The organism is Streptomyces erythrochromogenes (assembly GCF_036170895.1).
GTDB classification, from domain to species: Bacteria; Actinomycetota; Actinomycetes; order Streptomycetales; family Streptomycetaceae; genus Streptomyces; species Streptomyces erythrochromogenes.
In genome coordinates this window covers 7,496,633-7,521,382 of the sequence record NZ_CP108036.1, presented here as the reverse complement: position 1 = coordinate 7,521,382, position 24,750 = coordinate 7,496,633, and the positions used below count along the sequence as shown (strand labels likewise).

Genomic DNA, 24,750 nt, shown 5'->3' with positions numbered 1-24,750 from the left:
GTGAGGGGGCGAGTCGTTACGGCCAGCCCTGCTTCACTTTGGCGGGCGCGGTGTTCCAGTCCTTGGGTATGAAGGTGACGATGTAGGTTCCGCGGTCGAAGTCCGTGTATCCGGACGACCAGTTGCGGAACTTGCTCTCGTATACCTGCATGGGCCCCATGCCGCCTTCCGGCGAGTGGTAGTGGTTGGCATGGGTCCATATGGTGTTGTCAGGGTTTGTTTCTTTTTGGTCCCCGAACCAGCCGTAGTCGAAGTTGACGAAGCTTTCGCCGGGCTTGGCGGGGCTGCGTGAGGTGTTCCTGTCCTTCGACATGTCGACGAGGCCGGTGTTCCGGTGGGGGCGGAAGGCGTCGGGGTCGCCGTACTTCCGCTTGTCGGAGGGGCTGCGGGGGTCCTGCCCGCTCCAGAAGTGCTTCGAGTAGATGACCGCCTTCATCTTGGACGGGTCGTGGTTGCCCCCGTTCCTGTCCTTGAAGGACGGGGTGTTCCTCAGGGCCGAGTAGAAGTTCGAACGGCTGTCCTCGGCGGCGAGGGCGTCGCCGTTCTTGGTGAGCTCCGCCTTGAGGTTGCTCAGGTAGGCGCTCTCGTCGTGGGCGCTTTCCAGGGCCTTGTTCATGACGGATGCGACATCTCGGGCCCGGTTGAATCCCTTTGTCTCGTCAAAGCTCTGCTTGGCGATGCGCCCCTCGAACTCCGCCCGCGTCTCGCCCGGCCGGGGGCCGGTGTTCTCCAGAGCGTTCCGGTGCTTCTCCTCGTCGAAGGACGCAAAGGCCAGTTTGTTCGTCGGATAGGGGCCTGAATTGACCCAGGTGACGCCGACGCACCCGTAGGACAGCTGCTCCCGCTGCTGTTCCGTCATCTGCTGCACTCGCCCGTCGCGGTGGCTGTAGACCTGCTGCCACTTGCGTATGTAGTTGCTGATGCCGGTCGTGGCCCTGTCCCCATGGGCCCGGTAGGCGTCGGGCATGCGGTCCAGCGGCTCGGCAGGCGGCGTCACCCTGTCGCCGGCCGCGGCGGAGGCCCTGAGGGACTCGGTGGCGCTCGGCAGGTCCCCGCCGGGGGTCTTGCCCGGTCGGCCCAGGTCAAGGGCCGCTTCGTTCAGCGCGTTGATGAGCCTGACGTCATCCGCTGTCAGGCCGTTGCTGTCGGCATAGGAACCCTTCCCGTCGCCGGTACCGCCGGCTGCCTGACTGACGGACGGCGTGAGACCAGCGGTGCACAGCACGATGCCCACTGTGGTGAGGGCGAGGAACCCTGAACGTTTGTACATGAAAGCCTGGAATTCCTTTCATTGAAAAGCGGCATGAGAGAGAGCGGAGCGTCTGCGCGGCGGCAGAAAAGAGCTTCCGAGGCCGACACGCTCCCGGCTCCCGCTTTTGCCTCGATGCGTCCGGGAGCGGCAAGAGTCCGGCACCGGCCGGGATTTCACTGCCCCTGCTCCGCTTCCCAAATGGATAGTCGGGTCGTGCGAGAAGTGATCATGTCCCGGCGCCGATTCCTCGACAACAGTGCGGCTCCACATTCGGCCAGCAGGCCAATGGGGTGGTATTCGGTCATGCGGACCGGGCCTGCCCTGCGCCGGTACATACGGCGGCAGCGTTCTCCCGGCCCCTGCCGCACGATCCGTGGCGCGACCGGAGCCGGCCGCCTCGAAAGCCCCGCGCAATCGTCTGTGGCGGCTCTGTCAGCCGCGCCGGGGAATGCCGGGCGCCGGCGGCGACACGGGCGCGGGAGCTCCGACCGACGCGTACGGAACTCCGGGATGACGCGGCTCTGCCCGCCGGGAGGACCGCAAGGTCTTCGCCACTCCCCCTCGCGAACCTCGGTCGGCTCGCTGCCGGCCCAGCCCTGTCATGAGCCGTCGGCTTCCGCAGAACGGCTGGTAAAGCCCTCTTCGCGCGGGGTTGTCGGCGAGGCCGCCGGCGGCGGCAGCGTGCGCGGTGTCCCGGGAAGACGGTGTGGGCTTCTGCGTGCGGGGTCAGCCGATGCGGACGGTGATCTCGGGGAGGGGGATGTCGGAGAGGTTCAGCTGGAGCCCGGTCAGGGTCAGGTGGGTCTGCGAGTCGGTCAGGGCGGAGGCGGTGGACGGCGCCCGGGACTTGTCCCGCGTGCTCACCACCAGGTACCAGCCCCCGCGCTTGTAACTGCGGGAGGCGTCGGGGCGGTCGCCCTTCGGGTTCCGGTTCAGCGTCCAGCCCTGGCGCTCCAGGTCCGCGCAGACCGCGTTCACCTCCGACTGTGCGGCACTCTTCTCGCGGACGGCCGTCCAGCCCGTCCTCTTCGAGTCGGCGCCGGCCGCGACGGTCGGGCGGCCCTGCGCCGGGTCGAGGCCCGCCGCGCCGACCGCGGTCCGGATCGCCTCGTCCACGGCGTCCCGGGTGAGGGGCGGTGACGTGGACTCCGGTGCGGGCTCCGCCGCGGACAAGGACGTCGTCGGCGCGGGCGCGGGCGCGCCCAGGTGGATGCGCCCGTCGTCGCCTATCTGAACGTGGTCCGGCGCGACCACGGCGGCCAGACTCACGATCAAGGTCGCGGCCAGCCCGATCCACACCCTCTTCAACAGCGCGTTCAACGCGAAACTCCCCCCGAGTGATCAATCAGAGGGAGTTTCACACATCCTGCTCGACGCCCGGCAGCCCTGACCTGTTCCCATCGAGGACCAGGGTGCCGGAGAACCGGCCGGACAACTTGCCGGGCAGCCGCGCCCTTTACGTGCCCCGTGCCGTCGCGGTTACCTGGAGCGCACACGGACGAGCCACGGAGGCGGGCATGGCGGGCCGGCACGGGGGATGGGCGCGCGGGCTCGGGCGGACCGCAGTGGCGCTGGCCGCACCGCCGCTGGCCGCGGCCCTGGCGTTCGCGGTGGCGTGGGAGTCGGCGTACGGGTCGTTGGGCGACTGGGGGTTCCTCCTCGGCGGGCTGCTGCTCCCGCTGGTCCTGCTCGGTTGGCACGCCGCCCTCGCCGCGCGGCGAGGGGCCCCGCTCATCGCACTGTCCGCCCTCCCTGCCGGTCTCGGCGCCATCCTGGCGCTCGCGTCCGTGGGGCACAGCGCGCTGGAGGACCGGGGCGTCGAGATCAGCTGCCTCGTGCTGAAGGTCACCGAGCACACCGAGACGGAATCCTCCATGGACGCCGAGGGCCACTGGACCTCCACGACCCGGACCTCGTACGACCACCGCCTGGGCTGCCCCGCGGGCGGCCCGGAACACCTGGACGCCTCCTCGCGGCTCGCGAAGGAGGGCGAGCCGCTGATGGTGGTGCACGACCCGCAGGGCAAGGTCTCGCCGAGGGCTGCCGGGGACGTCCACGGCCGGGGTCTGCGCACCGCGGCTGAGGTGGCGGTAGGGGTGGCGGTGCTCCTGGGGCTGGCCGGCGGAATCGGGGAGGCGTACCGGAAGCGGCGCCGCAGCCCGCGGGGGCCGGCCGGGTGGTGAGACGCCCGTCCGGGGGGCGGCGCCCTCCAGGCGTTCCGCCACACCCGCCCACGGCTCCTTCGACCGCGCCGTACGTGGTGGGAACGAGCGGGGCCGGCTCACCGTCGGGGGTGGCGAGGGAAGCGAACCCTGAGCCCTGGGCGGGCGGGTGACGAGACGTGAGCGGATCGACCTGTGATTGCCGCACCCGGGTGCACCCTGTGCGGTTGAGGCCGGCTCTCGGACGCGCTCCGGCGGCGACTCATCGGGAGGGGCGGAAAATGGGTCGCGCGGACGGGGCCGGATGAGAGAGCTTGCCCGGATGCAGAAGGCGAGCGGTCGTACGGTCGGCATCCACCTCACCCACGGGGGCGAGTACTTCGGCCTGCTGGGCCCGTACGAGGTGGACGGGGGTTGGTGGTCGTCCGCCGCGCCCGTTGTCGAGCGGGTTTCGCAGGAGCTGGGGGTGCCCGTGGTGGTGCTCCGGCTCGCCCACGCGCCGAGCGACGGCAGCAGCGGGCACGGCGGGCACGTGCTCTACCACGTCGAGGCGCTGGAGCGGCCGGCCGGCTCGACACCGCGTCAGGTGACGCCGGACGTCGCCGCGTTGCTGGGACCGGCCGAGCGCCGGGCCGGCTGGGCCACGACTGCGGGACTGCGGGAGGCCCTCGACTGGGCCGAGGAGATGCTGGACGAAGCGGGCCGGCCTGCCGCCGGCCGGCCCGAACAGGTCCGGACGTGGAACCTGTCCGGCCTCTTCCGCTTCCACACCGCCGACGGCGGCGAAGCCTGGCTGAAGACGGTCAACCCCGCCTTCAACGCCCCGGAGGGCCTGGTGATCGCGCTGCTCGGCTCCGTCGACCCCACGCTGGTGCCGACCGTCCTCGGCTCCGCCCCGGAACACGGCCGGCTGCTGCTCGACCACGTGTCCGGTGAGGACCTCTGGCGCCCGTCCGCCGAGGAGGTCGTCGCCGTGGTGCCCCGGTTGGTCGCCGCCCAGGCGGCCTTGGCCGCCGACGGCCGGGCCGCCGCGGCCGGACTTCGGGACCGTACCCTGCCCACGCTGGTCGCCCACGTGAACGCACTGCTCGACCGGCTCGTGGCCGAGCGGGCGACGTCGCCCGGGCCGGGGCCCGACGGGGCTGGGGAGCAGCCCGGGGACCGGCTGACGGCCGAGGAACTGGCGGCCGCCCGGGCGCTCGCCGCGCGGCTCCCCGCGCTGGTCGAGGAGCTGACGGCCTGCGGGCTGCCGAACACCCTGGTCCACGGCGACTTCCACCCCGGCAACTGGCGTTCCGACGGCACCCTGGCGGTGATCGTGGACTACGCCGACTCCGCGTTCGGTCACCCGGCCCTGGACGGGCTGCGCCCGCGTCAGTACGTGGACGGGGAACGATGGACGCAGATCGCCGAGGTGTGGGCGCGGGCATGGCGGGAGCACGTACCCGGCTCGGCGCCGGAACGCGCGCTGGAACTGGTCGAGCCGCTGTTCCATCTCGCGTACGCGGTGCGGTACCAGGAGTTCCTTGACCACATCGAGACCAGCGAGCGGCCGTACCACGAGACCGACCCGGTCAGCGAGGTCCGCAGGGCGCTCGCCTGCGTGAGGCCGGGCCTGACGGATCATTGATCTTGTGGCACGCCGGGGTGCGGTGACGGATCGGGCGTGGGAGCGCATGGATCCGTGCCGTTCCGGCGGCGGGTGCCCCTCGGCCGGGTCCTGCCTGGCGCATGCGCTGTTCACGCTCGCCTTCCCGGGCGAGCCCGCGGAACCGCCCCGGTCCTTCGGCGGCCTGAGCGACGTGCAACAGCGTGTCGTGCGCCTCGTCGCCGGGGGCGAGATCGGCCGGCCGTACACCGCCACGGACGCTCTGAACCGGTGGAAGATACCGACCCGGCACTCCGACCTGCGCTCCTACACCGCAATCGCCCAGACCGGCCGCGCGGCCTCGGGACGCGGAGTCCGGATCCGATGGCCTCTCCGGCTCGCCCCGACGGGGCAGGAGCTGTCGGCACACAGGGCGAGGCGGTGCGTGTCGGGGGCCGCGGCGGTATCAGGTGAGGGCGGCGGCCAGCAGGGCGAAGGCGCCGATGATGACGGCGACGCGGACGTAGTGGTAGCGCTCCCAGCGGTTCATCTGCTCCTTCCAGTCGGCAGGCCGGTTCTCAGGGGTCCAGGTCTTGCCCCGGTTGTTGATCGGGACGAGCAGCAGGAGCGACATGACCACGCTGAGGATCAGCAGCGCGCCTGCGGTGACGACGAGGCCGGCGCCGGGGCGGTGCCATCCGGCGACGGCCCAGACCGCGACGAGGGCGAGCGAGGCGATGTACCAGACGGGCATCACGGCGCCGAGCATCCGGCCCCCGTGGGAGCGGCCGAGTTGGCCGCTGTCCTCGGGAAGGGCGTTGAGGATCCGGTTGATGACGAAGGCGACGGAGAACTCCACCCCCACCATCACGCCGACGACCACGATGGTGAAGACCTCGAGCGCGTTGAGCATGACGACCCCTCCTGAAATCTAGCGTTGCTAGCCGATGAGGCAACGCTAGTACTACTGCCGCTCGATTGTCTAGCAGTGCTAGGATCGAATCATGTCGGTACAGGAACGCAAGCAGCGCGAACGGGCGGACCGCGAGCGCCTCATCGTGGCGACAGCCCGCGAACTCGCCGAGCAACAGGGCTGGGACGCGGTCACCACCCGCCGCCTCGCCGAGCGCATCGAATACAGCCAGCCCGTCCTCTACAGCCACTTCCGCGGCAAGCGCGAGATCATCGGCGCCGTCGCCCTCGAGGGCGCCGCCGAGATGGCCTCGGCAGTACGGGCCGCGGCCTCCGCCGCGGACGGCCCCCGCACCCGGGCCACCGCCCTCGCCCGCACCTACCTCGAGTTCGCCGAATGCAACCCGGCTGTCTACGACGCCATGTTCCAGCTCGACGGCGGCCTGGCGTTCGCGCACGAGGACACCCCGCAGCCGCTGAAGGACGCGTTCGCCGCCCTGTTGGAAAGCCTCGGCGACGTCGCCGGGGACGGCGTCCACCCGGGACTGTTCACCGAGGTGTTCTGGGCAGCCCTGCACGGGCTGGCCACCCTGACCCGGGCGGGACGGCTGCCGCCGGAGGACACCGAGCGGAGGGTAAAGCTCCTGGTGGACCGGCTCGCCGTGGTCTGACACACCGTCCCGGCGGGCACGCGGGCGCGGCCCCCGGTCCGCGCCGCCGCCTGGCCGGCTGCCTGGCTGCGGCGCGCAAGGCGTCCGAAGCCATCGGCTACCGGCCGTGGGGTGCGTGCGGCTCCTCCCCCGCGTACATCCCCGTGAGTTCGGCGGCGATCCGGGCCAGCCACTGCCGCACCTCCGGCGGCTCCAGCACCTCGACCCCCGCTCCCAGCCCGGCCAGATGTCCTGCCAGGGCCTTGGCGGCCGGGCCGTCGACCCACACCTCGGTCCAGCCGTCGGGCAGCGGACCGCCGACGCGCACGCGGCCGCCGAGGAACCGTTGCAGCAGCGCCAGCGTGTCGGGGTGGACGCGGGCCCGGGCGGTCACCGCGTGCATGCCGTCCTGGAAGGCTCCGGACAGCGTCCGCCACGCCGTGGCGAGGTCGAAGTCGGGCGGCCGGACCACCGGTTCGCCGGTCGGCTCGACGGAGGTGACCCGGCTGAGGCGGAAGGTGCGCAGGCCCTTGTCCGTACCGGCGACCAGGTAGTCCACGCCCGCCTTGGCCACGAGCCCGAGGGGGTCGACGGTGCGTTCGCCGACTGGTTTGCCGATGCCCGCGTACCCGAGGCGGACGCGGATCCCGTCCACGACGGCGCCCTGGAGCGCGGAGCGGTGGGCGGCATCGGCGGTGACGGCGTTGCGGGACCAGTCCGTGGCGTCGACGACACCCGCGCGGGTCGCGGCTTGGGCCTGCGCCCGCATGGTCGGCGGCAGGGCACGGACCAGCTTGCGCAGCGTGGTGCGCAGTTCGGGGGTGGCCGACAGGGGGCCGGTGGCGAGGAAGAGCGCCCGGGTCTCGTCGGCGGTCAGTCCGGTGAGGTCGGTACGGGCCCCGCCGACGAGGGACCAGCCGCCTCCGCGGCCGCGCTGCGAGTAGACGGGGATGCCGGCTGCGGCCAGGGCCTCCAGATCTCGGCGCGCGGTGCGCTCGGACACCTCCAGTTCGGCGGCCACTTCGGGGACGGTGACGCGGCCGCGTTCTTGGAGGAAGAGCAGGGTCGCCACCAGCCGGTCGGCTCTCATGTGCCCTTTTCCTCCTTCGGGGGTGCCGCGTCGCCACCTTTCATTCTCTTCGGAAAACAGGCCAGAAGATGGCCACTTCTGCTTACAGGATGAACCCATGAACAAGACCGAGCAGCTCATCGAGCCCCCGTCCGACTCCCCCGGTGCCGTCGCCGCCGCCCCCTTCTCCGTCGATCCGCGGACCGACCTCGCCGCGGCCGTCGAGCTGGCGGGCCGTACGCTAGCCGCCGTCCGGCCCGACCAGTACGACGCCCCGACCCCCTGCGAGGAGTTCGATGTCCGGCGGCTGTCGAGCCACCTCGTCGGCGTCGTCCGCCGGATCTCGGTGATCGGGCGCGGCGAGGACCCGTTCAGCGTCCCGTCCTTCGCCGACGAGATCGCCGACGGCGCATGGGCGGCGGCCTGGGTGCCGGGCGCCCGCGAGGTCGCGGAGGTGTGGGCGGATCCGGGCATCCTCGGCCGGCAGCTGCGCCTGCCGATGGGCGTCCTGCCGGGCGCGGCCGCCGCGGCCGTCTACACCCACGAACTCACGGTGCACACCTGGGACCTGGCCAGGGCGACCGGGCAGGAGCCGGACTGGGACCCGGCTCTCATCGAGCGTGTGATCGGCGTCGTACGCCGCGCGCTGCCGGCCGAAACCCGCGGCGGGCGGATCCCCTTCGCAGAAGTGGTGGCCTTGGACCCCGGGGCCCCGGCCATCGACCGGCTGGTGGCCTGGGCCGGGCGCCGGCCCTGAGGGCCCGCCCGGTGCGGGGGACAGCTTCCCGGGTCAGCTGGAAGGGGCTGCTCCGGGCCGGCCCCGCAACCCCTCCAGCTTCCCGATCCGGTGAAGAGGTTCCCGCAGACGGGACAGGTGCGGGCCGGGGCCGGGTTCCGCAGCAGCGGTCAGGCGGGATCCGGATCAGATGGGGCGGACCTGCTGCGCCTGGGGGCCCTTGGGGCCCTGGCCGGTGGTGAACTCCACCCGCTGGTTCTCCTCCAGCGACCGGAACCCGGCCGCATCGATCTCGGAGAAATGCACGAACACGTCCGGAGTACCGTCATCCGGCGCAATGAACCCGAACCCCTTCTCCGCGTTGAACCACTTCACAGTTCCCTGAGCCATGACACGCCTTCCCGATCTGCCCCGGTCCGCGCACACCGCGGCCGGCAGCAACCCGTTACTCCCCCACCCCGCACAGGCGAAACACCACTGGAGAGTGAAGGAGACGGGAGCCGACACGGGCAGGGGCGAGCCGGCCGAGTACGGCTCGTGGGTAGGCCCGCCCCGAACGCTGGGCAGAACGGGACTGGCGCAACGTGCCGGGTCGTTCTACGGGGCCGGGACGGACGACTGCTGGACGGGCCGGCTGATCGCCCCCGTGCACGTGCTCTACGACGACGAGTGGGGCGCCGAGTTCGTCTACCGGCAGCCCCGTGACACGGCGCAGGCGCTGGCGCTGCTGGGCGCGGTCGCGCAGGACTCGATGGCCGGGTACGCCTGCGACGGTGACGACCACTGGACTGCGGAGGTGTCCGCGACTGGTGGAGGGAGCGGGGCCGGGAGCGGGCCCGCGGCCCTGGACCGTACGTGGTCCGTCTCGCAGCGGGCGGAGGAACGCGAGGCGGCCGGCGGGGGCCGGGAGTACGTCGCGTACATCGACGGAGTCCTCGCGGAGGACCTCCGGCATTACCTCCTCTGGCTGTCCGAGGGCCGTCCGGCCGATCCCGGCGAACCCTTGCCGAACCTCTCCCCGTGCGGGGGCTGACAGGGGGCGGGGGCCGGGTTGTGCGCTCGGCAAAGGCTCGGGCCACGCAGCCGCGACTGCGCTGTCGTAGGTGCGTGGCAGGGTGTGTCACATGGAGTCGTCGAGAGTGGTGGAGGCGCTGTGGGACCGGATCCAGGCGCGGGACTGGGATGGCGTTGCCGGGCTGGTCGCGGAGGATGCCGTCGTCGAGTGGCCGGTCAGCGGTGAACGCATCGTGGGCAGGGAGAACTATGTTGCGGTGAACCGTGAGTATCCGGAGGGCTGGGCGATCCGGGTGCTGCGGATCGTCGCCGCAGGTGACGAGGTCGTCTCCGAGGTCGAGGTTCCGCATGAAGGCGTCGGGGTGTTCCGTGCGGCGTCGTTCTGGACCGTCCGCGACGGACGGATTGTCCGTGGGAGGGAGTACTGGACGACCTATGGCGCCGACCCGCGCCCGCAGTGGCGGGTTCCTTTCGTCGAACCGATGTAGACCACCGACGCGGCGGGCCGGCACCACGTGACGGTTGTGAAGGGATCCTGGGCTTTGCAGGCCGCTCCCGGAGTCGACCGTTTCCGGGCGGCGCGGGTCCGTGGTCAGTCGGCCACGGCTTCGATGAGGGAGTACGGGGCGGCGTCGGCGAGCGGGGTGACCGACGTGACGCGCAGGGCCGCCCGGCGGCACACCTCCTCGAAGTCGGCGCGGGTGCGTTCCCTGCCGCCGACGTTCACCATCATGTTGAGGTCGCTCAGGTAGGTGCCCTCGTCCTCCGCACCGACGACCTCCGGAAGTACGGGCTCCACGATCAGGACGACGCCGCCAGGCGGCAGCACCTGGCGGCAGTGGCGCAGGATCGTGGCCGCCTGGGCGTCCGTCCAGTCGTGCAGGACGCTCTTCAGGAGGTACACGTCCGAGCCCTGCGGGACCGACTGGAAGAAGTCCCCGGCGTTGAGGGAGCAGCGGTCCTCCAGCCCGTGCCGCGCCAGCGTCTTCGCGGCTTCTGCGAGGCCGTCGGCGGTATCGAAGAGCACGCCGGCGAGACCGGGGTGCGCTTCGAGGACGGCGGCCAGGAGGGTGCCGTTGCCTCCGCCGATGTCCGTGACCGAGGTGAACCGGCTGAAGTCGAAGGCTCGCGGCACGACAGCGGCGGTCTCGGAGGTGGCCTGGCTCATTGCCGCGTTGAAGTCGGTGGAGAGCTCGGGGTGTCGGGCGAGATGGCTGAAGAAGTCCGTGCCGAAGACGGAATCGAACGCGGTGTCTCCCGTACGGACGCTGGTCTCCAGGTGCTCCCAGGCGCGCACGATCGCCGGATCGGTGAACATGCGGACGAACGACGCGAGGGAGTCGGGGTGACCGGGGGCCAGAAGCGCGCCCGCCGGGGTCACCGAGAACGTGTCGGGGGCGTCTTCCGTGAGCAGGCCGAGGGCGGTCAGGGTGCGCAGCAGGCGTGTCATGGGCTGGTGCGCGGTTCCGGCTGCGACAGCCGCCTCGGCTGCTGTGCGCGGTCCGTCGCCGATCAGTTCCACGACTTCCAGGCGGACTGCCGCGCGCAGGGTGTGCGCGGCCATGCTCCCGAACGCGAGCCGGACGACGAGTTCCCGGCCTGCTGCCGTCTGTGCTGCTCGGGCCTCGGTGTTCATCACAGGTCGTGTTTCCTTCCTTCGGGTCGACCGATCACGATCGGTCTGGACAGGGGCGGTCAGGGCTCGGTGGACGCGGTCAGGCCGGCCAGTGCACCGGGCGTGCATCCGGCGAGGGCCTGGATGTCGCGGTGGAGGTGGGGCTGGTCGGCGTATCCGCACGCAGCGGCGACGTCGCCGGCGCGCTCGCCGGCGAGGAGTGCCCGAGCGGCGTGGTCGAAGCGGACGAGCATGGCAGCGCGTTTGGGGGTCAGGCCGATCTGGGCGCTGAACCTGGCCCAGAGCCGCTTGCGGCTCCATCCGCAGGAGGCGGCGAGGTCGGCGACGCGCACTCGGCCGCGGCCGGCCACGATGGCGTCCCAGGTGGCGGCGACCTCGGCCGCCATGGGCGGGGCTCCGGCGGCCCTGCGTCTGAGGAATCCCTCCGTGAGGGCGAGGCGTTCCTGCCAGGATGCGGTGTCGGTCAGCTGCTCGCGCAGCAGTCGGGCGTGCCGCCCCCAGAGGTCGTCGAGTCCGGTGATGGAGCCGTCCAGTTCGAGTGGGGACACGCCCAGCAGGGCGTAGGCGGCCCGGGGTGACAACGCCACTTCGACGCATTCGACGCCCTCGCCGCGGATACGGGCCGGACGTGGCGACAGGGAGGCGACGAGACCTCTCAGGGGCCGGCGCCCTGAGGCGCACTCCACCGTGATCGGGCCGGCTCCCAGTCCGATGACGACGATCACGGCGGGCTGCGGCAGCACCTGCATGTCCAGCCTGCTGCCCGTACGGTCCCGGTAGCCGGCCATCCGTACGCCGTCGAGGGAGGTTCCGCCGTGGGGGCGGGCGACCTCCCAGCGGTGGTGAGCAGTGCGCTCCGGGGGTGCGTCCCCCGCGTCGTCTCTGGGCATGCGTACAGGTTCGCCGAAGCCGCGGGCCGTTGTCTTGGACGAAAGTTCCGAGGCGTTCCGCGGTCCTGCCGTGTACGGGGCGGGGGCTCAGGGCGTGGTGCGGGTGCAGTTCGGCAGCTCTGTTGCTCGCCACCGTCCTGACAGGCGGCATGCGGTGCGTGAGGCGGGGTGGGGGGCAGTGGGGCGGGGCGGGTGGTTCTTAGACTCGTCCGGTGGATTCGATGAGATGTACGTACTGCGGTGGCGTCGGCCTGGAGCCGGGTTTCGTCGAGGATGCGGGCGAGGGGGCCCGGGGGTACGCCCGTTGGATCGCCGGGCCGTTGGAACGCGGCTTGTTCGGGGGTGCCAAACGGCTGGGCCGGCCCCGGCGCCGTATTGAGGCGTACCGCTGCCCGCACTGCTCCCACCTGGAGCTCTTCGCGACCGAAGCCGTCTGAGGGCCGGGCCGCGGGTGGCCGCGGCGCGGGCGGGTCGCGCGCGGCTGCGCCTGTACGTGCGCCCGCGCGCCTCCGCACGCCCCCTACGGGAGGGATGACCGCGTGCCCGCGCGCCAGGACCATGACGGTCACCACCACAGTCCGACAGCGACTCGACGGTCACGGGGGAACGAATGGGACGACGCTGGCTGGTCACAGGATGCTCCTCGGGCCTCGGGCAGGCGCTGGCCACGGCCGCGGCGCGGGCCGGGGACGAACTGGCGGTCACCGCGCGCAAGACCGCCGACCTGGAGGACCTCGCCGCCGCCTGGCCGGGCCGCATCGTGCCGATCCCGCTCGAACTGCGGGACGCCGCCTCCTGCGAGGAGGCCGTGCGCCGCGCCGCCGACCGGCTGGGCGGCATCGACGTCCTCGTCAACAATGCGGGCACCGGGCTGTTCGGCGCGGTCGAGGAGGTCTCGGACGCCGAACTGCGCGACCAGTTGGAGACGCTGGTGGTGGGCCCGTGGCGGCTCGCCCGCCTCGTCCTGCCGCTGATGCGGGCCCAGGGCCGCGGTCACATCGTCAACGTCTCCTCCGTGGTGGGCCGCATGGCGTTCCCGGGTCTGGCCGCCTACGTCGCCGGCAAGCACGCCCTGGAGGGGATGAGCCAGGCCCTGGCCGTCGAGGGCGCCCCCCACGGGATCCGTGTCACGGTGATCGAGCCGGGCATGTTCGCCACGCGCTACGGCACGTCCATGGCGCAGGCGCGCCGGCGGATCCCGGCCTACGACGTGACCAACCGCGAGATGCTCGAGGGTGCACGGGGCCTCGCGGACAACCCGGAGACCGGGCGCCCCGAGGACTTCGCCGCACGCGTCCTGGGCATCGTCGCGGCCGAGGGGCCCACTCCGCTGCGGATCCCGGTCGGTGAGGACGCGTACGGCTACCTGGAGGTGGCCGAGGAGGCCTGGCGCGAGGAGTTCGCCGCGGCCCGGATCCTCACGCAGAGCCCTCTCCCGCCATCGGCCTGACCGGCGGCAGGCTTCGAGGGGCGGGGGCCGGGGCCAGCGCGCGTGGTGCTGCATGCCCTGCCGCGGGGGCCCGGGTGGAGCGGAGGGGCGGCGACCACGCGGCGGCACGCAGTCGCGGCGCGGGGCCCGTACGTGGGCCTCGGCGCGCGGCCGGATGCGGGGCGCGCCGCTCAGCCCACCATGGTGCTCGCCTCAGGCGCGACCCACCCGGCCGCCGCCCGAGGCGGGAGGCCACACCTCGGATCGGCGGCGGGGGCGCGCTCCCACGTGCGGCCGCCTGTCAGGAGCAGTTGTACAGGGACTCGATGTCGTCCTCGGCCCAGAAGGGCAGCTGGTTCCACTTCTCCCACGGTCCCACCCTCATCACATCCCCGCCCAGAGCCTGATCAGTGGTGAGGCACCCCGCGTGGGACGTCCGGTTGGACACCGAGCTCGTCCGGTTGTCGAACAGGCCCAGAGTGCTCCGGCTGCTCGTCGACTCCGGGATGACGAGGCGGACGGAGGTCTCGATCTCGATGCCGAATGTGATGTCGTACAGGCACAGCCTGTTGGGAGGGCAGTTGGGTGCCGCGGGTGCCGGCGTTGGCGTGAGCACGCCCGCCGTCACCAAGGCCGCAACGGCAGCGCCGACGGCCGTGCCACGCCGGCGGAGGGCTTGATCGTACTCATCGGGTCTTCCTTTCATGAACCCTCGATCTGAGGTGTCCACACCGTAGGTCGGCCACCGCTGCCCTTCCTGCCTGCGCCTGCACGCCCCTTGCCCTTGCGTGCACATCCCGCCGACCGGGGGATGCGCACCCCCGCACTGCGGCGCACGTGACAGGACCGGCCGGCTCTGTGCCCGTCGAGCAGCTCTTCTGTACGGTCCGGGGGCTGGGCCTGGGTGAGCGTCTGCGAGTCATCACGCCAGAGCGCGCCGGCCGCCCCACAAGAAGCGACCGCCCCCGCCACGATCCGGCCCCCGGACCGGATGCGGTCCGGGGGTGTGGTGTCGGCTTCTTTTCGGTGTCAGCCCCTGCGGCGGCGGTTCCGGGCGACGATCGCGCGGGTGACCACGGGCGGGAGCAGGTCCTTGGCCAGCTTGCGCCAGCGGGCACCGGGCCTGCGCGCGGCGGCGGGGGCGGGGACCGGCGCCGGTTCCGGTTCCGCCGGCGGCGCGGGGTGGAGCGGCTGCGGGGGCTCCGGCGCGACCACGCCGTGGTCCCCGATGCGTACCAGGGGGCGGCCGTCGATCACGTCCACTCCGTGCCAGAGGTCGGTGCGCTCTTCCAGCCACGCGAGCAGTGCCGCCTGGTGGGGTGCCGGGTCGCCCCAGGTCGCGTAGAGCTTCGAGGCGGAGACGCAGACGGGGTGCAGTTCGCCCGTGACCACGGCGGTCCAGACGGCGGCCGCGACGCCGGGGCAGTGCTCGGAGCGGTAGTCGTCGAAGACCACCACGGCATCCGGGGTCGCGAGGAGGCGCGAGGACGCGATGTCCGTGACGACGTGCTCGTAGAGGTGCGAGGCGTCGACGTGCACGAACCGGCAGCTTGCCGGCTTGACCCGGTCGGCGACGACGGAGGTGGGGGCTTGGATCAGCGTCGGCAGCGTCTCGTGGAAGGCCAGGTAGTTCGTCTCGAAGCCGCGCCGCGTGAGCGTGGGGTAGGAGCTGCGGTTCTCCGCGACGTTGAAGTCGTCCGTCGCGGGCGAGTCGAAGAGGTCGCAGACCGTGAACTGCTCACCGGGCCGGAGGTACCGTCCGAGGAAGATCGCGCTCTTCCCCATGAAGGCGCCGAGCTCCAGCAGGTCGCCCGGCTGCCCCTCACCGCTGTTCTGACGTGTCAGGAACCAGTCGAAGAGCACCTGGTCGTACGCCGAGAACCAGCCTTTGACCTCGCCGTACGTGGTGGGGACGAGCGGGGCCGGCTCACCGTCGGGGGTGGTGACGGAAGCTTGTGAAACGTGCGACACGGAGAGTCATCCTCCAGCGGAGTGGCATCTGTTTTCGCGCTGATACCCGGCCGGGTAACGGCACCCTAAGCCCTGGCCGGACGTGTGACGAGACATGAGCGAAATCGAGCAGTGATTCACAAAGGGACTGCACGGCTCCGGAGAACGAACAACGGCTGAGGGATACTTGCCCTGACCGCGCCCCGGTACGGGACGCGGGTGCGTCCGACGACGAGGGAGCCGTACATGACCACGGCAAAAGACCTGTTCACCATTGCTCTGGAGCCCCGACCGGAGCGCTCGGTGGGACAGGGCGACCTGTCCCTGTCCCTCGCGGGCGCCGAACTGGTCGATCTCCTCGATGCCGAGGCCATCGGTCTGGACGGCGATCTCATCGTGCCGGGCCCTCAGCCGGACCTGGACGACCGGCTGCTCGGCGCAGCGGTGTCGGCACTCGTTCGGCAGGTGCCGTACGAGAACGTCGAGGACTGGCTGTGGCGCAGGGGCCGTGACCTCGCAGCGGCCTACCAGGCCGCGTTCGAAGCGGACGGCCTGCTGACGCGTGCGCGGCGTGGCGTCTTGAATTTCGGGGCCGAGCGCATGGAGCTGGTTGACACGCCCGCCCGGCGTCTTGCGCAGAGTCGCTGGCAGGAGGACGAACCCGTTCTCGGGGCCCTCGCCGCGGCCATCGGTATCCGCCGGGGTGAAGGCCCCCAGGACGATGCCGGCCCGGACGGCGAAGCGGTGGCGGCCGTGGTGGCCGCTGTCAACGACGCGGTGATGGAGCTGGAGGCTGTACGCCAGCGTCGTTCCATCGAGAACGCGGCTTTCGCCAATGTGTGGCGGGTCCCGTAGGCACCGCGCCATCCAGGCTGCGTCGCGGCGCATCGCGTCGTCGGCGCCACCGGAACCGGTGCCCCCCTCCCCCGCGGCCGCAGTGGCAGTGCCGTCGTCGAGGTCGAGGTCGAAGACCAGTTGCCACCGCCCGGTCCGTGCTCCAAGGGGCCGTCCCGCAGCCGCGCGGGCGGGACCTGTGGCGCGGTACGCGGTGGAAGGCCTCCCGCAGGCGGTCGGGCCGCCGCCGGCCGCGCGCTCTGCGGCCGCCGCGAGCAGGTCCTCGACCAGCGCGCCGGTGGCGGGAGCGTCCTGGGAAGAACGCATCGGCGCGCGCCTTGCTTGAGCGGCCGGCCTGGTTCCGGTCTGGGCCCGCTCCTGGCGGGTCAGCGGGCGAGGGAGACGGCGAAGGGCTTGAAGCCGTGTCGGCGCAGGATGTGGGGCACGACCAGGATCATGGCCTCGGTGGCGCGGGCTGTGCCGATGTCGCCGAGGTCCTCGACCTGTTCGGGCTGCCAGCCGAGGTCGCCGAGCAGGCCGGTGACGGCCTTCTTCGCGTTCTCGTCGTCGCCCGAGAGATAGGCGGTCGGTGGCGTGGCCAGGGTTTCGGGGGCGGTCATGACCGTGAACAGCATGGTGTTGAGGGTCTTGACCACACGGGTGTCGGGGAGCGCGGCCTGGAGTTTCTCGGCGAGGCTGCTGCCGGGATAGCACAGGTCTCCGGGCAGGCCGTCGGCGGCGTCGCGGGTGGCGTTGGAGACGTCGACGAGGATCTTGCCGGCGAGCTCGGCGCGCAGGCCGGCGAGGCGGTCCAGGGAGCTGTCGCCGGGCGTCGCGTTGATCACGATGTCCGTGGTGCGGGCGGTGGTGCGGTGGTCGGCGAAGGCGATCCGCGGCGCCGACGCGAGCCCGGTGGTGCGGGCGGCGGTGTCGTGCGGGCTCCGGTGGCCGAGGGTGACGTGGTGTCCGGCTGCGGAGAGCCTGCCGGCGAGGTTGGTTCCTACGCGACCGGTGCCCAGGATGCCGATGTCGGTCATGCGATGGTGCTCCTTGCGGTATCGGGGTGGGGAAGGACGGAGACACCCCAGGTCAGGCGATGGGCGCGAGGACCTTGAGGGCGGACGGGTGAATGCCGGGGGCGGCGGCCAGGAAGTCGCGGCCGGCGGTGCTCCAGGGTTCGCCCGCCAGGTCGGTGACGGTGCCTCCGGCCTCGGAGACCAGCAGGGCGCCGGCGACCAGGCCGGAGCGGACGTCGGAGAACTGCCAGAACGCGTCCATGCGTCCGGCGGCGACGTGGATGAGCTGCATCGTGGCGGGCACCGACACGCGCACGACCAGGCCGTTGATGAGCATGGCGGTGACGGAGTCGCCGATCCGCCGGAAGGTGCGCTCGTCCTCGCCGGGCTTGGCCTGGCCGGTGCCGGTGAGCGCGGCGCCCAGGTCGGTCTTGGCGGACACCATCAGGGGCCGGTCGTTGAGGCGGGCGCCGCCGCCGGCGACTGCGGTGTAGGTGTCGCCGGTCAGCGGCAGGTGGACGACGGTGAGTACCGGCAGGTTGTCGCGGACCAGGGTGGCGGTGACCGCCCAGTCCTCCATGCCGTGGACGTGGTTGATGTTGCCCTCGGCAGGGTCGACGACCCACCACTCCCCGGGCGGGAGCGCGCCGCCGGCCAGCTCGTCCTCGGCCCACTGCGACCCCGGCCGGGAGCGCAGCAGGGGTTCCCGCAGCACGTCCAGCACGGCGTCGTCGTTGGCGTGGATCTCGCCGACGACCTCGTCCAGGCTCACGCCCCGGGCGTGCGAGGTGTAGCGGTCGCGCAGCGTGACCCCGGCGGTCTTCACCGCGGCGGTCACCTCGGACAGGAGGGCCCCGTCGGCGGCGAAAGGCATGGCTGTGCTCATGGTGGGCTCCTTGGGGAATCGGTAGAGGCGGGGCGGTCGTTCGCCCCCGCACTTCGAAGGTAGGCCGCCCGATCATTAACAACAAGTGCATGCTTGTCACTTGTAGAGTTACCGTCATGCAACTGGATCTGAACCTGCTCACGGCCCTGGACGCCCTGTTGGAAGAGGGAAGCGTCGCCGGCGCGGCGGCCCGACTCCACGTCACCCCACCGGCGATGAGCCGCTCCCTGGGCCGCATCCGCAAGGCCACCGGCGACCAGATCCTGGTCCGCACCGGCCGCACCATGGTCCCCACCACCCGCGCGCTGGCCATGCGCGCCCAGGTCCACGCGCTCGTGCAGCAGGCCCACCTCCTTCTGTCCGCGCAGCGGGAACTCGACCTGGCGGCCCTGGAGCGGGTCTTCACGGTGCGCTGGCACGACGCACTGACCGCGGCCTGCGGCACCGCCCTGATCACCGCCGTCCGCCGGCAGGCCCCCGGCGTCCGGCTGCGGCTGCCCGCCGAACCCGGGACGGACGACGCCGAGTTGCGCCGGGGCGAGGTCGACCTCGAATCAAGTGCCGGCGCTCCGACGCTCCCCGACATCCGCCACCGCCTCGTCGGCAGGGACCGGCTGGTGCTCGCCGTCCGCCCGGGCCACCCGCTCACCGACGGCCCGCTGACTCCCGACCGCTACGCGGCCGCCGAACACCTCACCGTCTCGCGGCGCGGAAGCCTGCGCGACCCGATCGACGACGCCCTGACCGCGCGCGGCCTCGAACGACGCGTCGTCGCCGCCGGGCCCACCACCGCCTTCGCCCTGCAACTCGCGCTCGGCTCCGACCTGGTCGTCACCCTTCCCGACGCGGTCACCCGCACGGCCCGCGACCAACTCGGCCTGGTCACACTGCAGTCGCCGCTCCCGCTGCCCGACATCCCCCTGCACCTGCTGTGGCACCAGCGCTACGACGACGACCGCGCCCACACCTGGCTGCGCGAAACGGCCGCCGCAACCGTCCGGGCGCTCTTCGCTCCCCAGGCCGCCTCTCGACAGCCCCTCACCCCGCCCGGGTCCGGCGGCTGACGGCCCGGTGTCGGGCCTTCCCCGGCGCGCCGAGGGTGACCGGCGGCTCCGGGACGGCCTGGCCCCTGGGCCCTCGTGGCGGTCGGCGGTCCCCCGGTGGATCGGCCGCTACGTGGCTCGTGGCGCGGATTCGCGGGGGGCGGCCGGGTGGTGGTCCGCGGTGCGGGGGGCGTCTTCCTCCGCGCGCGGCCAGTAGCGTCCTTCGAGGGCCTCGGCGCTGCGGTTGAGCCGGACCAGGACGTCCTCCAGCTCCTGCACCTCCTCGGGGGACCAGTCGGCGATCACCCGGGCCAGGCAGGACCGGTTGGCCTCGCGGTCTGCGGTGAGCCGGCGGCCGCCTTCGGTGGTGATGCGCAGCTTGCGGGCCATGCCGCCGTCCGGGTCCGCGACGCGCTCGGCCAGTCCGCAGCGCAGCAGTGCGGCCGTCTGTCGGTTGACGGTCGAGGTGTCGAGCCCGAAGGCTTCCGCCAACTGTCCGATGGACATGGGGCCTTGTGTGTCGATGCGGCTGAGCAGCAGGTACGCCGACCGTTCCAGGCGTTCGGGGTCGCGCTCGCGCCGGCCAAGCACCTGGTGCCTCGAGAGCAGCATCAGCTCCCGCTCCAGTTTCTCCAGCACTGCGACTCCTACTCCGTCCGGCGCCCCATTATCACCGACCTGTCTGTGGGCGGTTCCGCGCGCGGGGCAGGTCGGGACCGGCGTCATATGCATGATACATATCGTGTGTAGTATGCACTTCTCGTTGCCGCCCCACCCCGACGAGCCACAGCCTCAATCCGGAGGACCCGCATGACCGTCACCACGTCCACTCCCTCCCGCGCGGCCGAGATCCTCTCCCGGCCCGTCACGCTGAACGGCCTGACCGTCCCCAACCGCATCGCGATGGCTCCGATGACGCGGATGTTCTCCCCCGGCGGTGTGCCCGGCGAGGACGTGCAGGCGTACTACGCGAGCCGGGCCGCCGCGGGTGTGGGCCTGATCGTCACCGAGGGCACCTACGTCGGTCACGAGTCCGCCGGGCAGAGCGACCGGGTGCCGCGGTTCCACGGCGAGGACCAGCTGGCGGGGTGGGCGAAGGTCGCCGCGGCCGTGCACGAGGCGGGCGGCACGATCGTGCCCCAGCTGTGGCACATAGGCATGGTGCGCAAGCAGGGCGAGGCACCGTACGCCGACGCACCCGCCGTCGGCCCCTCCGGCATCCGCGTCGACGGCACCGAGGGGACCGGCAGGGCGATGACCCGCGCCGACCTCGACGACGTCATCGGCGCGTTCGCCGACGCCGCCGCGGACGCCGCGCGGATCGGCTTCGACGGCGTGGAACTGCACGGTGCCCACGGCTACCTCCTCGACCAGTTCCTGTGGGAGCGGACCAACCGCCGCACCGACGCCTACGGCGGCGACGCGGTGGCCCGTACGAAGTTCGCCGCGGAGATCGTGGCAGCGGTCCGCGAACGCGTCCCGGCCGACTTCCCGGTGATCTTCCGCTACTCGCAGTGGAAGCAGGAGGCCTACGACGCCCGGCTCGCGCAGACCCCGCAGGAGCTGGAGGCGATCCTCGCCCCACTGGCGGCCGCCGGCGTCGACGCGTTCCACGCCTCCACCCGCCGCTACTGGCTCTCGGAGTTCGAGGGCTCGGACCTGAACCTCGCCGGCTGGACCAAGAAGCTCACCGGCCTGCCGGCCATCACCGTCGGCTCGGTCGGCCTCGACGGCGACTTCATCCGCGCCTTCGCCGGCGAGGGGGCGGCGATCGGCGACATCGACAACCTCCTGGACCGCATGGAACGCGACGAGTTCGACATGGTCGCCGTCGGCCGGGCGCTGCTCCAGGACCCGCAGTGGGCCGCGAAGGTCCTCGGCAACCGCTTCGACGAGCTGAAGCCGTACGACGCGGCGGCGCTCAGGTCGCTCAGCCGGTAGCCAGTGGCCGGCGGCCGTCCGGACGGCCGGTCCGAGCAGGCGCAGGCGGACCGGCCGATCGCCGTCCTGGACGCCGCCCGGGCCGCGTCGTGCCGCGGGCGACTGCCAGGAGGTCGCGACACGGTGCGGGAGCATCCACCCGCCCAAAAAGACAAATAAGTATAATTACGGCAAAATCGCGCGTAAGGGCGCCACCGCCCTACTGCCCGTCCTGCGGGGGTCCGCCGTGTACGACGTGCCCTATTGGCTGTGGATCGTCTTCGCCGTCACCGTCCTGCTGGCACTGACGGTCGATCTCCTTGCACACCGGAAGGCGCACGTCATCGGCTTCCGCGAGGCGGCCGCGTGGAGCGGGGTGTGGGTCGGCCTGGCCCTGGCCTTCGGCGGCCTCGTGTTCGCCGTCGTGGGCACGCAGGCCGGTGTGGAGTACACGACGGCGTGGCTGCTGGAGAAGAGCCTGTCGGTCGACAACCTGTTCGTCTTCGCCCTGATCTTCGGCTATTTCAAGGTCCCGCGGGCCTACCAGCACCGCGTGCTGTTCTTCGGGGTGCTGGGCGCGCTGGTGTTCCGGGGCGTGTTCCTCGCCGCCGGAGTGGCCGTCGTCAGCCGGTTCACGGCCGTCCTGTACGTCTTCGCCGCGATCCTCTTCTACAGCACGTACAAGATCCTCAAGGAGGAGGACGACAGCTTCGACCCGGGGCGCAGCCTCGTCGTCCGGCTGCTGCGGAAGGTCGTCCCGGTCAGCGACGACTACGTCGGGACGAAGTTCGTCGTGAAGGAGGCCGGCCGGCGCGTCGCCACGCCGCTGCTGGCCGTGGTGGCCGCGATCGAGGCGGCCGACCTGGTCTTCGCGGTCGACAGCGTGCCCGCCGTGCTCGCCGTCAGCAGTGACGCCTTCATCGTCTACAGCAGCAACGCCTTCGCCATCCTGGGGCTGCGGGCGCTCTACTTCATGCTGGCCGGCATGCTCGACCGTTTCCACTACCTGAGTACGGGACTCGCCCTGATCCTCGCGTTCATCGGCGTGAAGCTGGTCCTGCAGGCCTCGCACGAACTGATCAGCCCCTCGATTCCCGAGATCCCCTCGCCGGTGAGCCTCGCCGTGATCGTCGTCGTCCTCGCGGCGTCGGTCACCCTCAGCCTGCTCCGGCCACCGCCACCGCCACCGCCACCGCCCGACGAGGGCAGGCCGGCCCGCGGGGTGTGATCACCCGACCAAAAAGGAAGCTTCAAATCCGGGCAAAGTGGACGTAAAGTCGATTTATGGACGGAGAAAAGCATCCCGCAGCAGCCCACCCCGGACACCTTTGCCCCAGCTGCCACCAGCAATTGCCCGCGACGGTCCAGCGGCACAAGACGATGGGCGTCTATGTCCCCCTCTACGCCGACGCCCCCTGCACCAACCCCGCCTGCCCCCAAGCCGCACCCGCCGGCCGACCGGAACCGCAGGCGCAGGCGCTCACCGAGGACCGAACCGCCCCCTGAGACACGGCCCGGCGGCGCAGCCCGCACCTCCCCGGCACCCCCCGCTCTCGTCACAGCTGCGTCACGGGCCACTCCCCCGCCCTGCGCGGAGCCCACCATGTACTGATGCGCACACATGAAGCCGCCACCCTGCTGGCAGCCGTCACGCTCCTCGCCCTCGCCGGCTGCACCAGCGAGCCCGAGGCCGACGCCGAGCCCACCCCGGTCGCCACCGTGCCGACGACGCCCGCCGGCCCCGGCGCCACGGAAGCCGCCGGGATCCCGCCCGCGCCCACCGGCGAGAAGCGCGCCATCTACCTCGCCACGCTGACCGGCATCGACCCCGAGATCGTCAACGGCAAGGACGACCAGGCCATCAGCCGCGGCCGCGACCAGTGCACCGCCATGAAGGACGAGAAGGACCCCACCAAGCGCGTCGCCCAGGTCGAGCAGCGCTTCATCGGCCCCAACCACCCCAACGGCTTCGGCCCGACCAAGAGCGCACTCATCCTCGCCACGGTCCAGGCCAACATCTGCCCCACCTACTGACGGGCCCGCAGACCGCCCCCGGCGGGCCGGGCCGGACGGCCGCGGTGCCCGCCTCGGGGCGGATCGCGGAGGGCGACGGTCTCGTCGTGTCGCCGGTGCTGGCGGAAGCCGTTCCGCGCAGTAGGGCGAGACGGCCCACCAGGAGGTCCTCCAGGTCGTGGACGCGCTTGCCCTTCCACACCTTGTCGGCGGTGCCGACCAGCAGTTCCTCGACGCTCACGGCTCTCCCGTGCCAGGTGGCGCGGGTGGCGGCGAAGCGGGCCGGGTGCTCGGGAAACCCGTGCGCGAGCAGGAGTTCCCGGCCCGCCGGCTCATGTGCGGAGCCGGGGCCGCTGAGGAGCTCGGCGGTGGCACCGCCGGCGGCAACGGCCGCACGGGCGGTTCCCCCGGGCTTTCGAGCGCCCTGCTCAGGGCATCGACGGCAGGCATCTGATCACACTGGAGGGTGATCACTCGTACTCGGTGCCGCCCTTGCGGGTCAGGTAGGCCGGGCTGACCGCCTTGGCGATGGCACGGCCGCCCACGACCGGGCTGTACCGTTCGGCCGCCGGGCGGATGACCACGCCCTCCCGCAGGTGCACGGCCCGCCCGGACACCGTCTCGCGGCCGCTCGCGTGCTCCAGCACCGTGTCCAGGTCGTACGGGCCCTCGTAGAGCCTCGGCACCAGCGGCAGTTCGCCGTCCGTGAGGACGGCCGCCGGGTCCAGCCAGCGGACCTGTCCGTCGATCTCCGCGGACACGTCGAAGACGGCGTATCCGGGCGGCGTGTCGGCGGTGCGTACGTCGGTGCCGTACGCCAGGTCCTGGACGCCCGCCCCGTACACCTCTCCGAAGATCCCGACCCGGGTCGCCCCGAGGCGTTCGGCCAAGGCCTCGGCGACGGCGGGCACCCCGTGGCCGCGCACCGCGCGCCAGTAGAGGTTGCGCTCGTCCTCCTTGAGGGCCAGTCCCTTCGCGCCGAAGCCCTTCGAGGAGACGACGGAGCGTCCGCCCTCGACGACGTACGTGAACAGGCTGGCCGTTCCGTGCAGCTTCTCGGTGAGGACGACGGGCTCGCCGGGCTCGAAGATGTGCGGATAGCGCTGCAGGTTCTCGATGTCCACCCACGGCATCAGGTCGGCGGCGGCCTCGACGTCGCCGCTCATGGTGGTGGGTATGGGCGGGGCCCATTTGGTGATGCCGAGCAGCTCCGCGAAGTCGGTGCCCTCCTTGGCCGCCTGCGCGAGGTCGACGTCGGCGAGGGCGCGGGGCCGGCACACCAGGCCCTGCGAGAGCTCGCCGCGCAGCCGGACCGCCTTGACCCGGTCGGCGGAGCCGCCGGCGAGCCGTCCGGTGAGGCCGAGCTCCTCGATCAGGCCGGCGGGCAGCACGGCCTGTTCGGGTATGTAGAGCGCGAACTCTCCGGTGCGGTAGGCGCCCTTGGCGATCACCGCTCGGTAGAGGCCCACCTGGGCCAGCTCCAACGCGTCGGCGTTCGGATGGTCGTGGACGGTCAGCTCTTCGGCTGTGACGCGCAAGGTCGACATGGAGGGCTCCAACGGGTCGTCATGGACGGGACCGACACGCGCAATTGCGGCTGCGCGATCGTGCGGCGCATCGGTGACGCCACTTTCCGTCCCGCCATTTTCGCTGGTCCAGCGATTATCACGGTGTTAGCCTGCCGCACCGTGCGACGCGAAGGGCGCCCGCACGCGCCAGCTCCACGATCCGCGTCCCGCAGGAGGCTCAC

Annotated in this window: 28 protein-coding genes; 15 read left to right on the top strand and 13 right to left on the bottom strand. The window is 71.9% G+C overall.

What is annotated here, in order from left to right:
- Positions 1 to 16: 16 nt before the first annotated feature.
- Together OHA91_RS34410 and OHA91_RS34405 are read right to left on the bottom strand one after the other, a co-directional pair.
- Positions 17 to 1,270 (bottom strand): protein-glutamine gamma-glutamyltransferase, encoded by a 1,254-nt coding sequence (locus tag OHA91_RS34410; protein WP_266504205.1) that lies wholly within the window; start codon positions 1,268 to 1,270, stop codon positions 17 to 19.
- Positions 1,271 to 1,978: 708 nt separating this feature from the next.
- On the bottom strand, positions 1,979 to 2,572 hold the full coding sequence (locus OHA91_RS34405) for a hypothetical protein (RefSeq protein ID WP_031157249.1): 594 nt from the start codon (positions 2,570 to 2,572) through the stop codon (positions 1,979 to 1,981).
- A 197-nt stretch (positions 2,573 to 2,769) separates the two neighbouring features.
- Here OHA91_RS34405 and OHA91_RS34400 point away from each other — a divergent pair, with 197 nt between their 5' ends.
- Together OHA91_RS34400 and OHA91_RS34395 are read left to right on the top strand one after the other, a co-directional pair.
- The gene (locus OHA91_RS34400; RefSeq protein ID WP_328740654.1) at positions 2,770 to 3,435 is read left to right on the top strand and encodes a hypothetical protein; all 666 of its coding nucleotides are present in this window, start codon (positions 2,770 to 2,772) and stop codon (positions 3,433 to 3,435) included.
- A gap of 283 nt (positions 3,436 to 3,718) precedes the next feature.
- Positions 3,719 to 5,044 (top strand): phosphotransferase, encoded by a 1,326-nt coding sequence (locus OHA91_RS34395; protein WP_328740653.1) that lies wholly within the window; start codon positions 3,719 to 3,721, stop codon positions 5,042 to 5,044.
- Between the two features lie 424 nt (positions 5,045 to 5,468).
- Here the strand turns inward: OHA91_RS34395 and OHA91_RS34390 are convergent, their stop codons facing one another.
- Positions 5,469 to 5,915, bottom strand: coding sequence for a DUF1772 domain-containing protein (locus tag OHA91_RS34390; RefSeq protein ID WP_031157246.1), 447 nt, complete (start codon positions 5,913 to 5,915; stop codon positions 5,469 to 5,471).
- A 91-nt stretch (positions 5,916 to 6,006) separates the two neighbouring features.
- Between OHA91_RS34390 and OHA91_RS34385 the strand changes: the two genes are divergently transcribed.
- On the top strand, positions 6,007 to 6,585 hold the full coding sequence (locus OHA91_RS34385) for a TetR/AcrR family transcriptional regulator (protein ID WP_328740652.1): 579 nt from the start codon (positions 6,007 to 6,009) through the stop codon (positions 6,583 to 6,585).
- Between the two features lie 97 nt (positions 6,586 to 6,682).
- On the opposite strand, the gene OHA91_RS34380 is transcribed toward OHA91_RS34385, so the two are convergent.
- Entirely contained in the window at positions 6,683 to 7,654 is a 972-nt protein-coding gene (locus tag OHA91_RS34380) for a helix-turn-helix transcriptional regulator (protein ID WP_328740651.1), read from the bottom strand.
- A gap of 97 nt (positions 7,655 to 7,751) precedes the next feature.
- On the opposite strand from OHA91_RS34380, the gene OHA91_RS34375 reads away from it, so the two are divergent.
- Positions 7,752 to 8,390, top strand: coding sequence for a TIGR03086 family metal-binding protein (locus OHA91_RS34375; RefSeq protein WP_266504192.1), 639 nt, complete (start codon positions 7,752 to 7,754; stop codon positions 8,388 to 8,390).
- A 165-nt stretch (positions 8,391 to 8,555) separates the two neighbouring features.
- Here OHA91_RS34375 and OHA91_RS34370 read toward each other — a convergent pair whose 3' ends face one another.
- A complete protein-coding gene (locus OHA91_RS34370; RefSeq protein WP_031157242.1) occupies positions 8,556 to 8,759 on the bottom strand; it encodes a cold-shock protein in 204 nt (67 codons plus the stop codon).
- 94 nt (positions 8,760 to 8,853) lie between these two features.
- On the opposite strand from OHA91_RS34370, the gene OHA91_RS34365 reads away from it, so the two are divergent.
- Both OHA91_RS34365 and OHA91_RS34360 read left to right on the top strand, forming a co-directional pair.
- Positions 8,854 to 9,402 carry a hypothetical protein gene (locus OHA91_RS34365; RefSeq protein ID WP_328740650.1) on the top strand — a complete coding sequence of 183 codons (549 nt, stop codon included), beginning with the start codon at positions 8,854 to 8,856 and terminating at the stop codon, positions 9,400 to 9,402.
- Between the two features lie 91 nt (positions 9,403 to 9,493).
- Positions 9,494 to 9,871, top strand: a complete 378-nt coding sequence (locus tag OHA91_RS34360) for a nuclear transport factor 2 family protein (protein ID WP_031157241.1) — start codon at positions 9,494 to 9,496, stop codon at positions 9,869 to 9,871.
- A gap of 104 nt (positions 9,872 to 9,975) precedes the next feature.
- Here the strand turns inward: OHA91_RS34360 and OHA91_RS34355 are convergent, their stop codons facing one another.
- Positions 9,976 to 11,019 carry a methyltransferase gene (locus OHA91_RS34355; protein ID WP_408059206.1) on the bottom strand — a complete coding sequence of 348 codons (1,044 nt, stop codon included), beginning with the start codon at positions 11,017 to 11,019 and terminating at the stop codon, positions 9,976 to 9,978.
- Between the two features lie 59 nt (positions 11,020 to 11,078).
- A complete protein-coding gene (locus OHA91_RS34350) occupies positions 11,079 to 11,909 on the bottom strand; it encodes a helix-turn-helix transcriptional regulator (protein ID WP_266504183.1) in 831 nt (276 codons plus the stop codon).
- Between the two features lie 221 nt (positions 11,910 to 12,130).
- On the opposite strand from OHA91_RS34350, the gene OHA91_RS34345 reads away from it, so the two are divergent.
- On the top strand, positions 12,131 to 12,346 hold the full coding sequence (locus OHA91_RS34345) for a hypothetical protein (RefSeq protein WP_037698246.1): 216 nt from the start codon (positions 12,131 to 12,133) through the stop codon (positions 12,344 to 12,346).
- A gap of 173 nt (positions 12,347 to 12,519) precedes the next feature.
- On the top strand, positions 12,520 to 13,359 hold the full coding sequence (locus OHA91_RS34340; protein ID WP_328740648.1) for an SDR family oxidoreductase: 840 nt from the start codon (positions 12,520 to 12,522) through the stop codon (positions 13,357 to 13,359).
- 280 nt (positions 13,360 to 13,639) lie between these two features.
- Here OHA91_RS34340 and OHA91_RS34335 read toward each other — a convergent pair whose 3' ends face one another.
- Positions 13,640 to 13,954 carry a peptidase inhibitor family I36 protein gene (locus OHA91_RS34335; RefSeq protein ID WP_158714888.1) on the bottom strand — a complete coding sequence of 105 codons (315 nt, stop codon included), beginning with the start codon at positions 13,952 to 13,954 and terminating at the stop codon, positions 13,640 to 13,642.
- Between the two features lie 413 nt (positions 13,955 to 14,367).
- Complete coding sequence (locus OHA91_RS34330; protein WP_031157229.1) at positions 14,368 to 15,309, bottom strand: class I SAM-dependent methyltransferase; 942 nt, start codon at positions 15,307 to 15,309, stop codon at positions 14,368 to 14,370.
- A gap of 225 nt (positions 15,310 to 15,534) precedes the next feature.
- Here OHA91_RS34330 and OHA91_RS34325 point away from each other — a divergent pair, with 225 nt between their 5' ends.
- Complete coding sequence (locus OHA91_RS34325) at positions 15,535 to 16,143, top strand: GPP34 family phosphoprotein (protein WP_031157226.1); 609 nt, start codon at positions 15,535 to 15,537, stop codon at positions 16,141 to 16,143.
- A gap of 365 nt (positions 16,144 to 16,508) precedes the next feature.
- Here the strand turns inward: OHA91_RS34325 and OHA91_RS34320 are convergent, their stop codons facing one another.
- Together OHA91_RS34320 and OHA91_RS34315 are read right to left on the bottom strand one after the other, a co-directional pair.
- The gene (locus OHA91_RS34320; protein ID WP_031157224.1) at positions 16,509 to 17,159 is read right to left on the bottom strand and encodes an NADPH-dependent F420 reductase; all 651 of its coding nucleotides are present in this window, start codon (positions 17,157 to 17,159) and stop codon (positions 16,509 to 16,511) included.
- Positions 17,160 to 17,211: 52 nt separating this feature from the next.
- The gene (locus tag OHA91_RS34315) at positions 17,212 to 18,024 is read right to left on the bottom strand and encodes an inositol monophosphatase family protein (RefSeq protein ID WP_266504175.1); all 813 of its coding nucleotides are present in this window, start codon (positions 18,022 to 18,024) and stop codon (positions 17,212 to 17,214) included.
- Between the two features lie 116 nt (positions 18,025 to 18,140).
- On the opposite strand from OHA91_RS34315, the gene OHA91_RS34310 reads away from it, so the two are divergent.
- On the top strand, positions 18,141 to 19,088 hold the full coding sequence (locus OHA91_RS34310; RefSeq protein WP_037633798.1) for a LysR family transcriptional regulator: 948 nt from the start codon (positions 18,141 to 18,143) through the stop codon (positions 19,086 to 19,088).
- 108 nt (positions 19,089 to 19,196) lie between these two features.
- Here the strand turns inward: OHA91_RS34310 and OHA91_RS34305 are convergent, their stop codons facing one another.
- Positions 19,197 to 19,679 (bottom strand): MarR family winged helix-turn-helix transcriptional regulator, encoded by a 483-nt coding sequence (locus OHA91_RS34305; protein ID WP_266504336.1) that lies wholly within the window; start codon positions 19,677 to 19,679, stop codon positions 19,197 to 19,199.
- Positions 19,680 to 19,877: 198 nt separating this feature from the next.
- Here OHA91_RS34305 and OHA91_RS34300 point away from each other — a divergent pair, with 198 nt between their 5' ends.
- The 5 genes from OHA91_RS34300 (at position 19,878) to OHA91_RS34280 (ending at position 23,454) form a co-directional block, all read left to right on the top strand.
- Complete coding sequence (locus tag OHA91_RS34300) at positions 19,878 to 21,008, top strand: NADH:flavin oxidoreductase (protein ID WP_266504172.1); 1,131 nt, start codon at positions 19,878 to 19,880, stop codon at positions 21,006 to 21,008.
- Positions 21,009 to 21,234: 226 nt separating this feature from the next.
- Positions 21,235 to 22,215, top strand: a complete 981-nt coding sequence (locus OHA91_RS34295; RefSeq protein ID WP_266504170.1) for a TerC family protein — start codon at positions 21,235 to 21,237, stop codon at positions 22,213 to 22,215.
- Positions 22,216 to 22,271: 56 nt separating this feature from the next.
- On the top strand, positions 22,272 to 22,493 hold the full coding sequence (locus OHA91_RS34290; RefSeq protein WP_037633797.1) for a hypothetical protein: 222 nt from the start codon (positions 22,272 to 22,274) through the stop codon (positions 22,491 to 22,493).
- Positions 22,494 to 22,598: 105 nt separating this feature from the next.
- Positions 22,599 to 23,021, top strand: coding sequence for a DUF732 domain-containing protein (locus OHA91_RS34285; RefSeq protein ID WP_328740646.1), 423 nt, complete (start codon positions 22,599 to 22,601; stop codon positions 23,019 to 23,021).
- Positions 23,022 to 23,178: 157 nt separating this feature from the next.
- Positions 23,179 to 23,454, top strand: coding sequence for a hypothetical protein (locus tag OHA91_RS34280; RefSeq protein WP_328740645.1), 276 nt, complete (start codon positions 23,179 to 23,181; stop codon positions 23,452 to 23,454).
- 16 nt (positions 23,455 to 23,470) lie between these two features.
- Here OHA91_RS34280 and OHA91_RS34275 read toward each other — a convergent pair whose 3' ends face one another.
- Positions 23,471 to 24,547, bottom strand: coding sequence for an RNA ligase (ATP) (locus OHA91_RS34275; protein WP_328740644.1), 1,077 nt, complete (start codon positions 24,545 to 24,547; stop codon positions 23,471 to 23,473).
- Positions 24,548 to 24,750: the final 203 nt, after the last annotated feature.

Excerpts from the sequence above, each read along its gene's own strand:
- OHA91_RS34410 (WP_266504205.1), bottom strand. The coding sequence starts at position 1,270 with ATGTACAAACGTTCAGGGTTCCTCGCCCTCACCACAGTGGGCATCGTG.
- OHA91_RS34400 (WP_328740654.1), top strand. The coding sequence starts at position 2,770 with ATGGCGGGCCGGCACGGGGGATGGGCGCGCGGGCTCGGGCGGACCGCA.
- OHA91_RS34395 (WP_328740653.1), top strand. The coding sequence starts at position 3,719 with ATGAGAGAGCTTGCCCGGATGCAGAAGGCGAGCGGTCGTACGGTCGGC.
- OHA91_RS34390 (WP_031157246.1), bottom strand. The coding sequence starts at position 5,915 with ATGCTCAACGCGCTCGAGGTCTTCACCATCGTGGTCGTCGGCGTGATG.
- OHA91_RS34385 (WP_328740652.1), top strand. The coding sequence starts at position 6,007 with ATGTCGGTACAGGAACGCAAGCAGCGCGAACGGGCGGACCGCGAGCGC.
- OHA91_RS34380 (WP_328740651.1), bottom strand. The coding sequence starts at position 7,654 with ATGAGAGCCGACCGGCTGGTGGCGACCCTGCTCTTCCTCCAAGAACGC.
- OHA91_RS34375 (WP_266504192.1), top strand. The coding sequence starts at position 7,752 with ATGAACAAGACCGAGCAGCTCATCGAGCCCCCGTCCGACTCCCCCGGT.
- OHA91_RS34370 (WP_031157242.1), bottom strand. The coding sequence starts at position 8,759 with ATGGCTCAGGGAACTGTGAAGTGGTTCAACGCGGAGAAGGGGTTCGGG.
- OHA91_RS34360 (WP_031157241.1), top strand. The coding sequence starts at position 9,494 with ATGGAGTCGTCGAGAGTGGTGGAGGCGCTGTGGGACCGGATCCAGGCG.
- OHA91_RS34355 (WP_408059206.1), bottom strand. The coding sequence starts at position 11,019 with ATGAACACCGAGGCCCGAGCAGCACAGACGGCAGCAGGCCGGGAACTC.
- OHA91_RS34350 (WP_266504183.1), bottom strand. The coding sequence starts at position 11,909 with ATGCCCAGAGACGACGCGGGGGACGCACCCCCGGAGCGCACTGCTCAC.
- OHA91_RS34345 (WP_037698246.1), top strand. The coding sequence starts at position 12,131 with ATGAGATGTACGTACTGCGGTGGCGTCGGCCTGGAGCCGGGTTTCGTC.
- OHA91_RS34340 (WP_328740648.1), top strand. The coding sequence starts at position 12,520 with ATGGGACGACGCTGGCTGGTCACAGGATGCTCCTCGGGCCTCGGGCAG.
- OHA91_RS34325 (WP_031157226.1), top strand. The coding sequence starts at position 15,535 with ATGACCACGGCAAAAGACCTGTTCACCATTGCTCTGGAGCCCCGACCG.
- OHA91_RS34320 (WP_031157224.1), bottom strand. The coding sequence starts at position 17,159 with ATGACCGACATCGGCATCCTGGGCACCGGTCGCGTAGGAACCAACCTC.
- OHA91_RS34315 (WP_266504175.1), bottom strand. The coding sequence starts at position 18,024 with ATGAGCACAGCCATGCCTTTCGCCGCCGACGGGGCCCTCCTGTCCGAG.
- OHA91_RS34310 (WP_037633798.1), top strand. The coding sequence starts at position 18,141 with ATGCAACTGGATCTGAACCTGCTCACGGCCCTGGACGCCCTGTTGGAA.
- OHA91_RS34305 (WP_266504336.1), bottom strand. The coding sequence starts at position 19,679 with ATGCTGCTCTCGAGGCACCAGGTGCTTGGCCGGCGCGAGCGCGACCCC.
- OHA91_RS34300 (WP_266504172.1), top strand. The coding sequence starts at position 19,878 with ATGACCGTCACCACGTCCACTCCCTCCCGCGCGGCCGAGATCCTCTCC.
- OHA91_RS34290 (WP_037633797.1), top strand. The coding sequence starts at position 22,272 with ATGGACGGAGAAAAGCATCCCGCAGCAGCCCACCCCGGACACCTTTGC.
- OHA91_RS34285 (WP_328740646.1), top strand. The coding sequence starts at position 22,599 with ATGCGCACACATGAAGCCGCCACCCTGCTGGCAGCCGTCACGCTCCTC.
- OHA91_RS34275 (WP_328740644.1), bottom strand. The coding sequence starts at position 24,547 with ATGTCGACCTTGCGCGTCACAGCCGAAGAGCTGACCGTCCACGACCAT.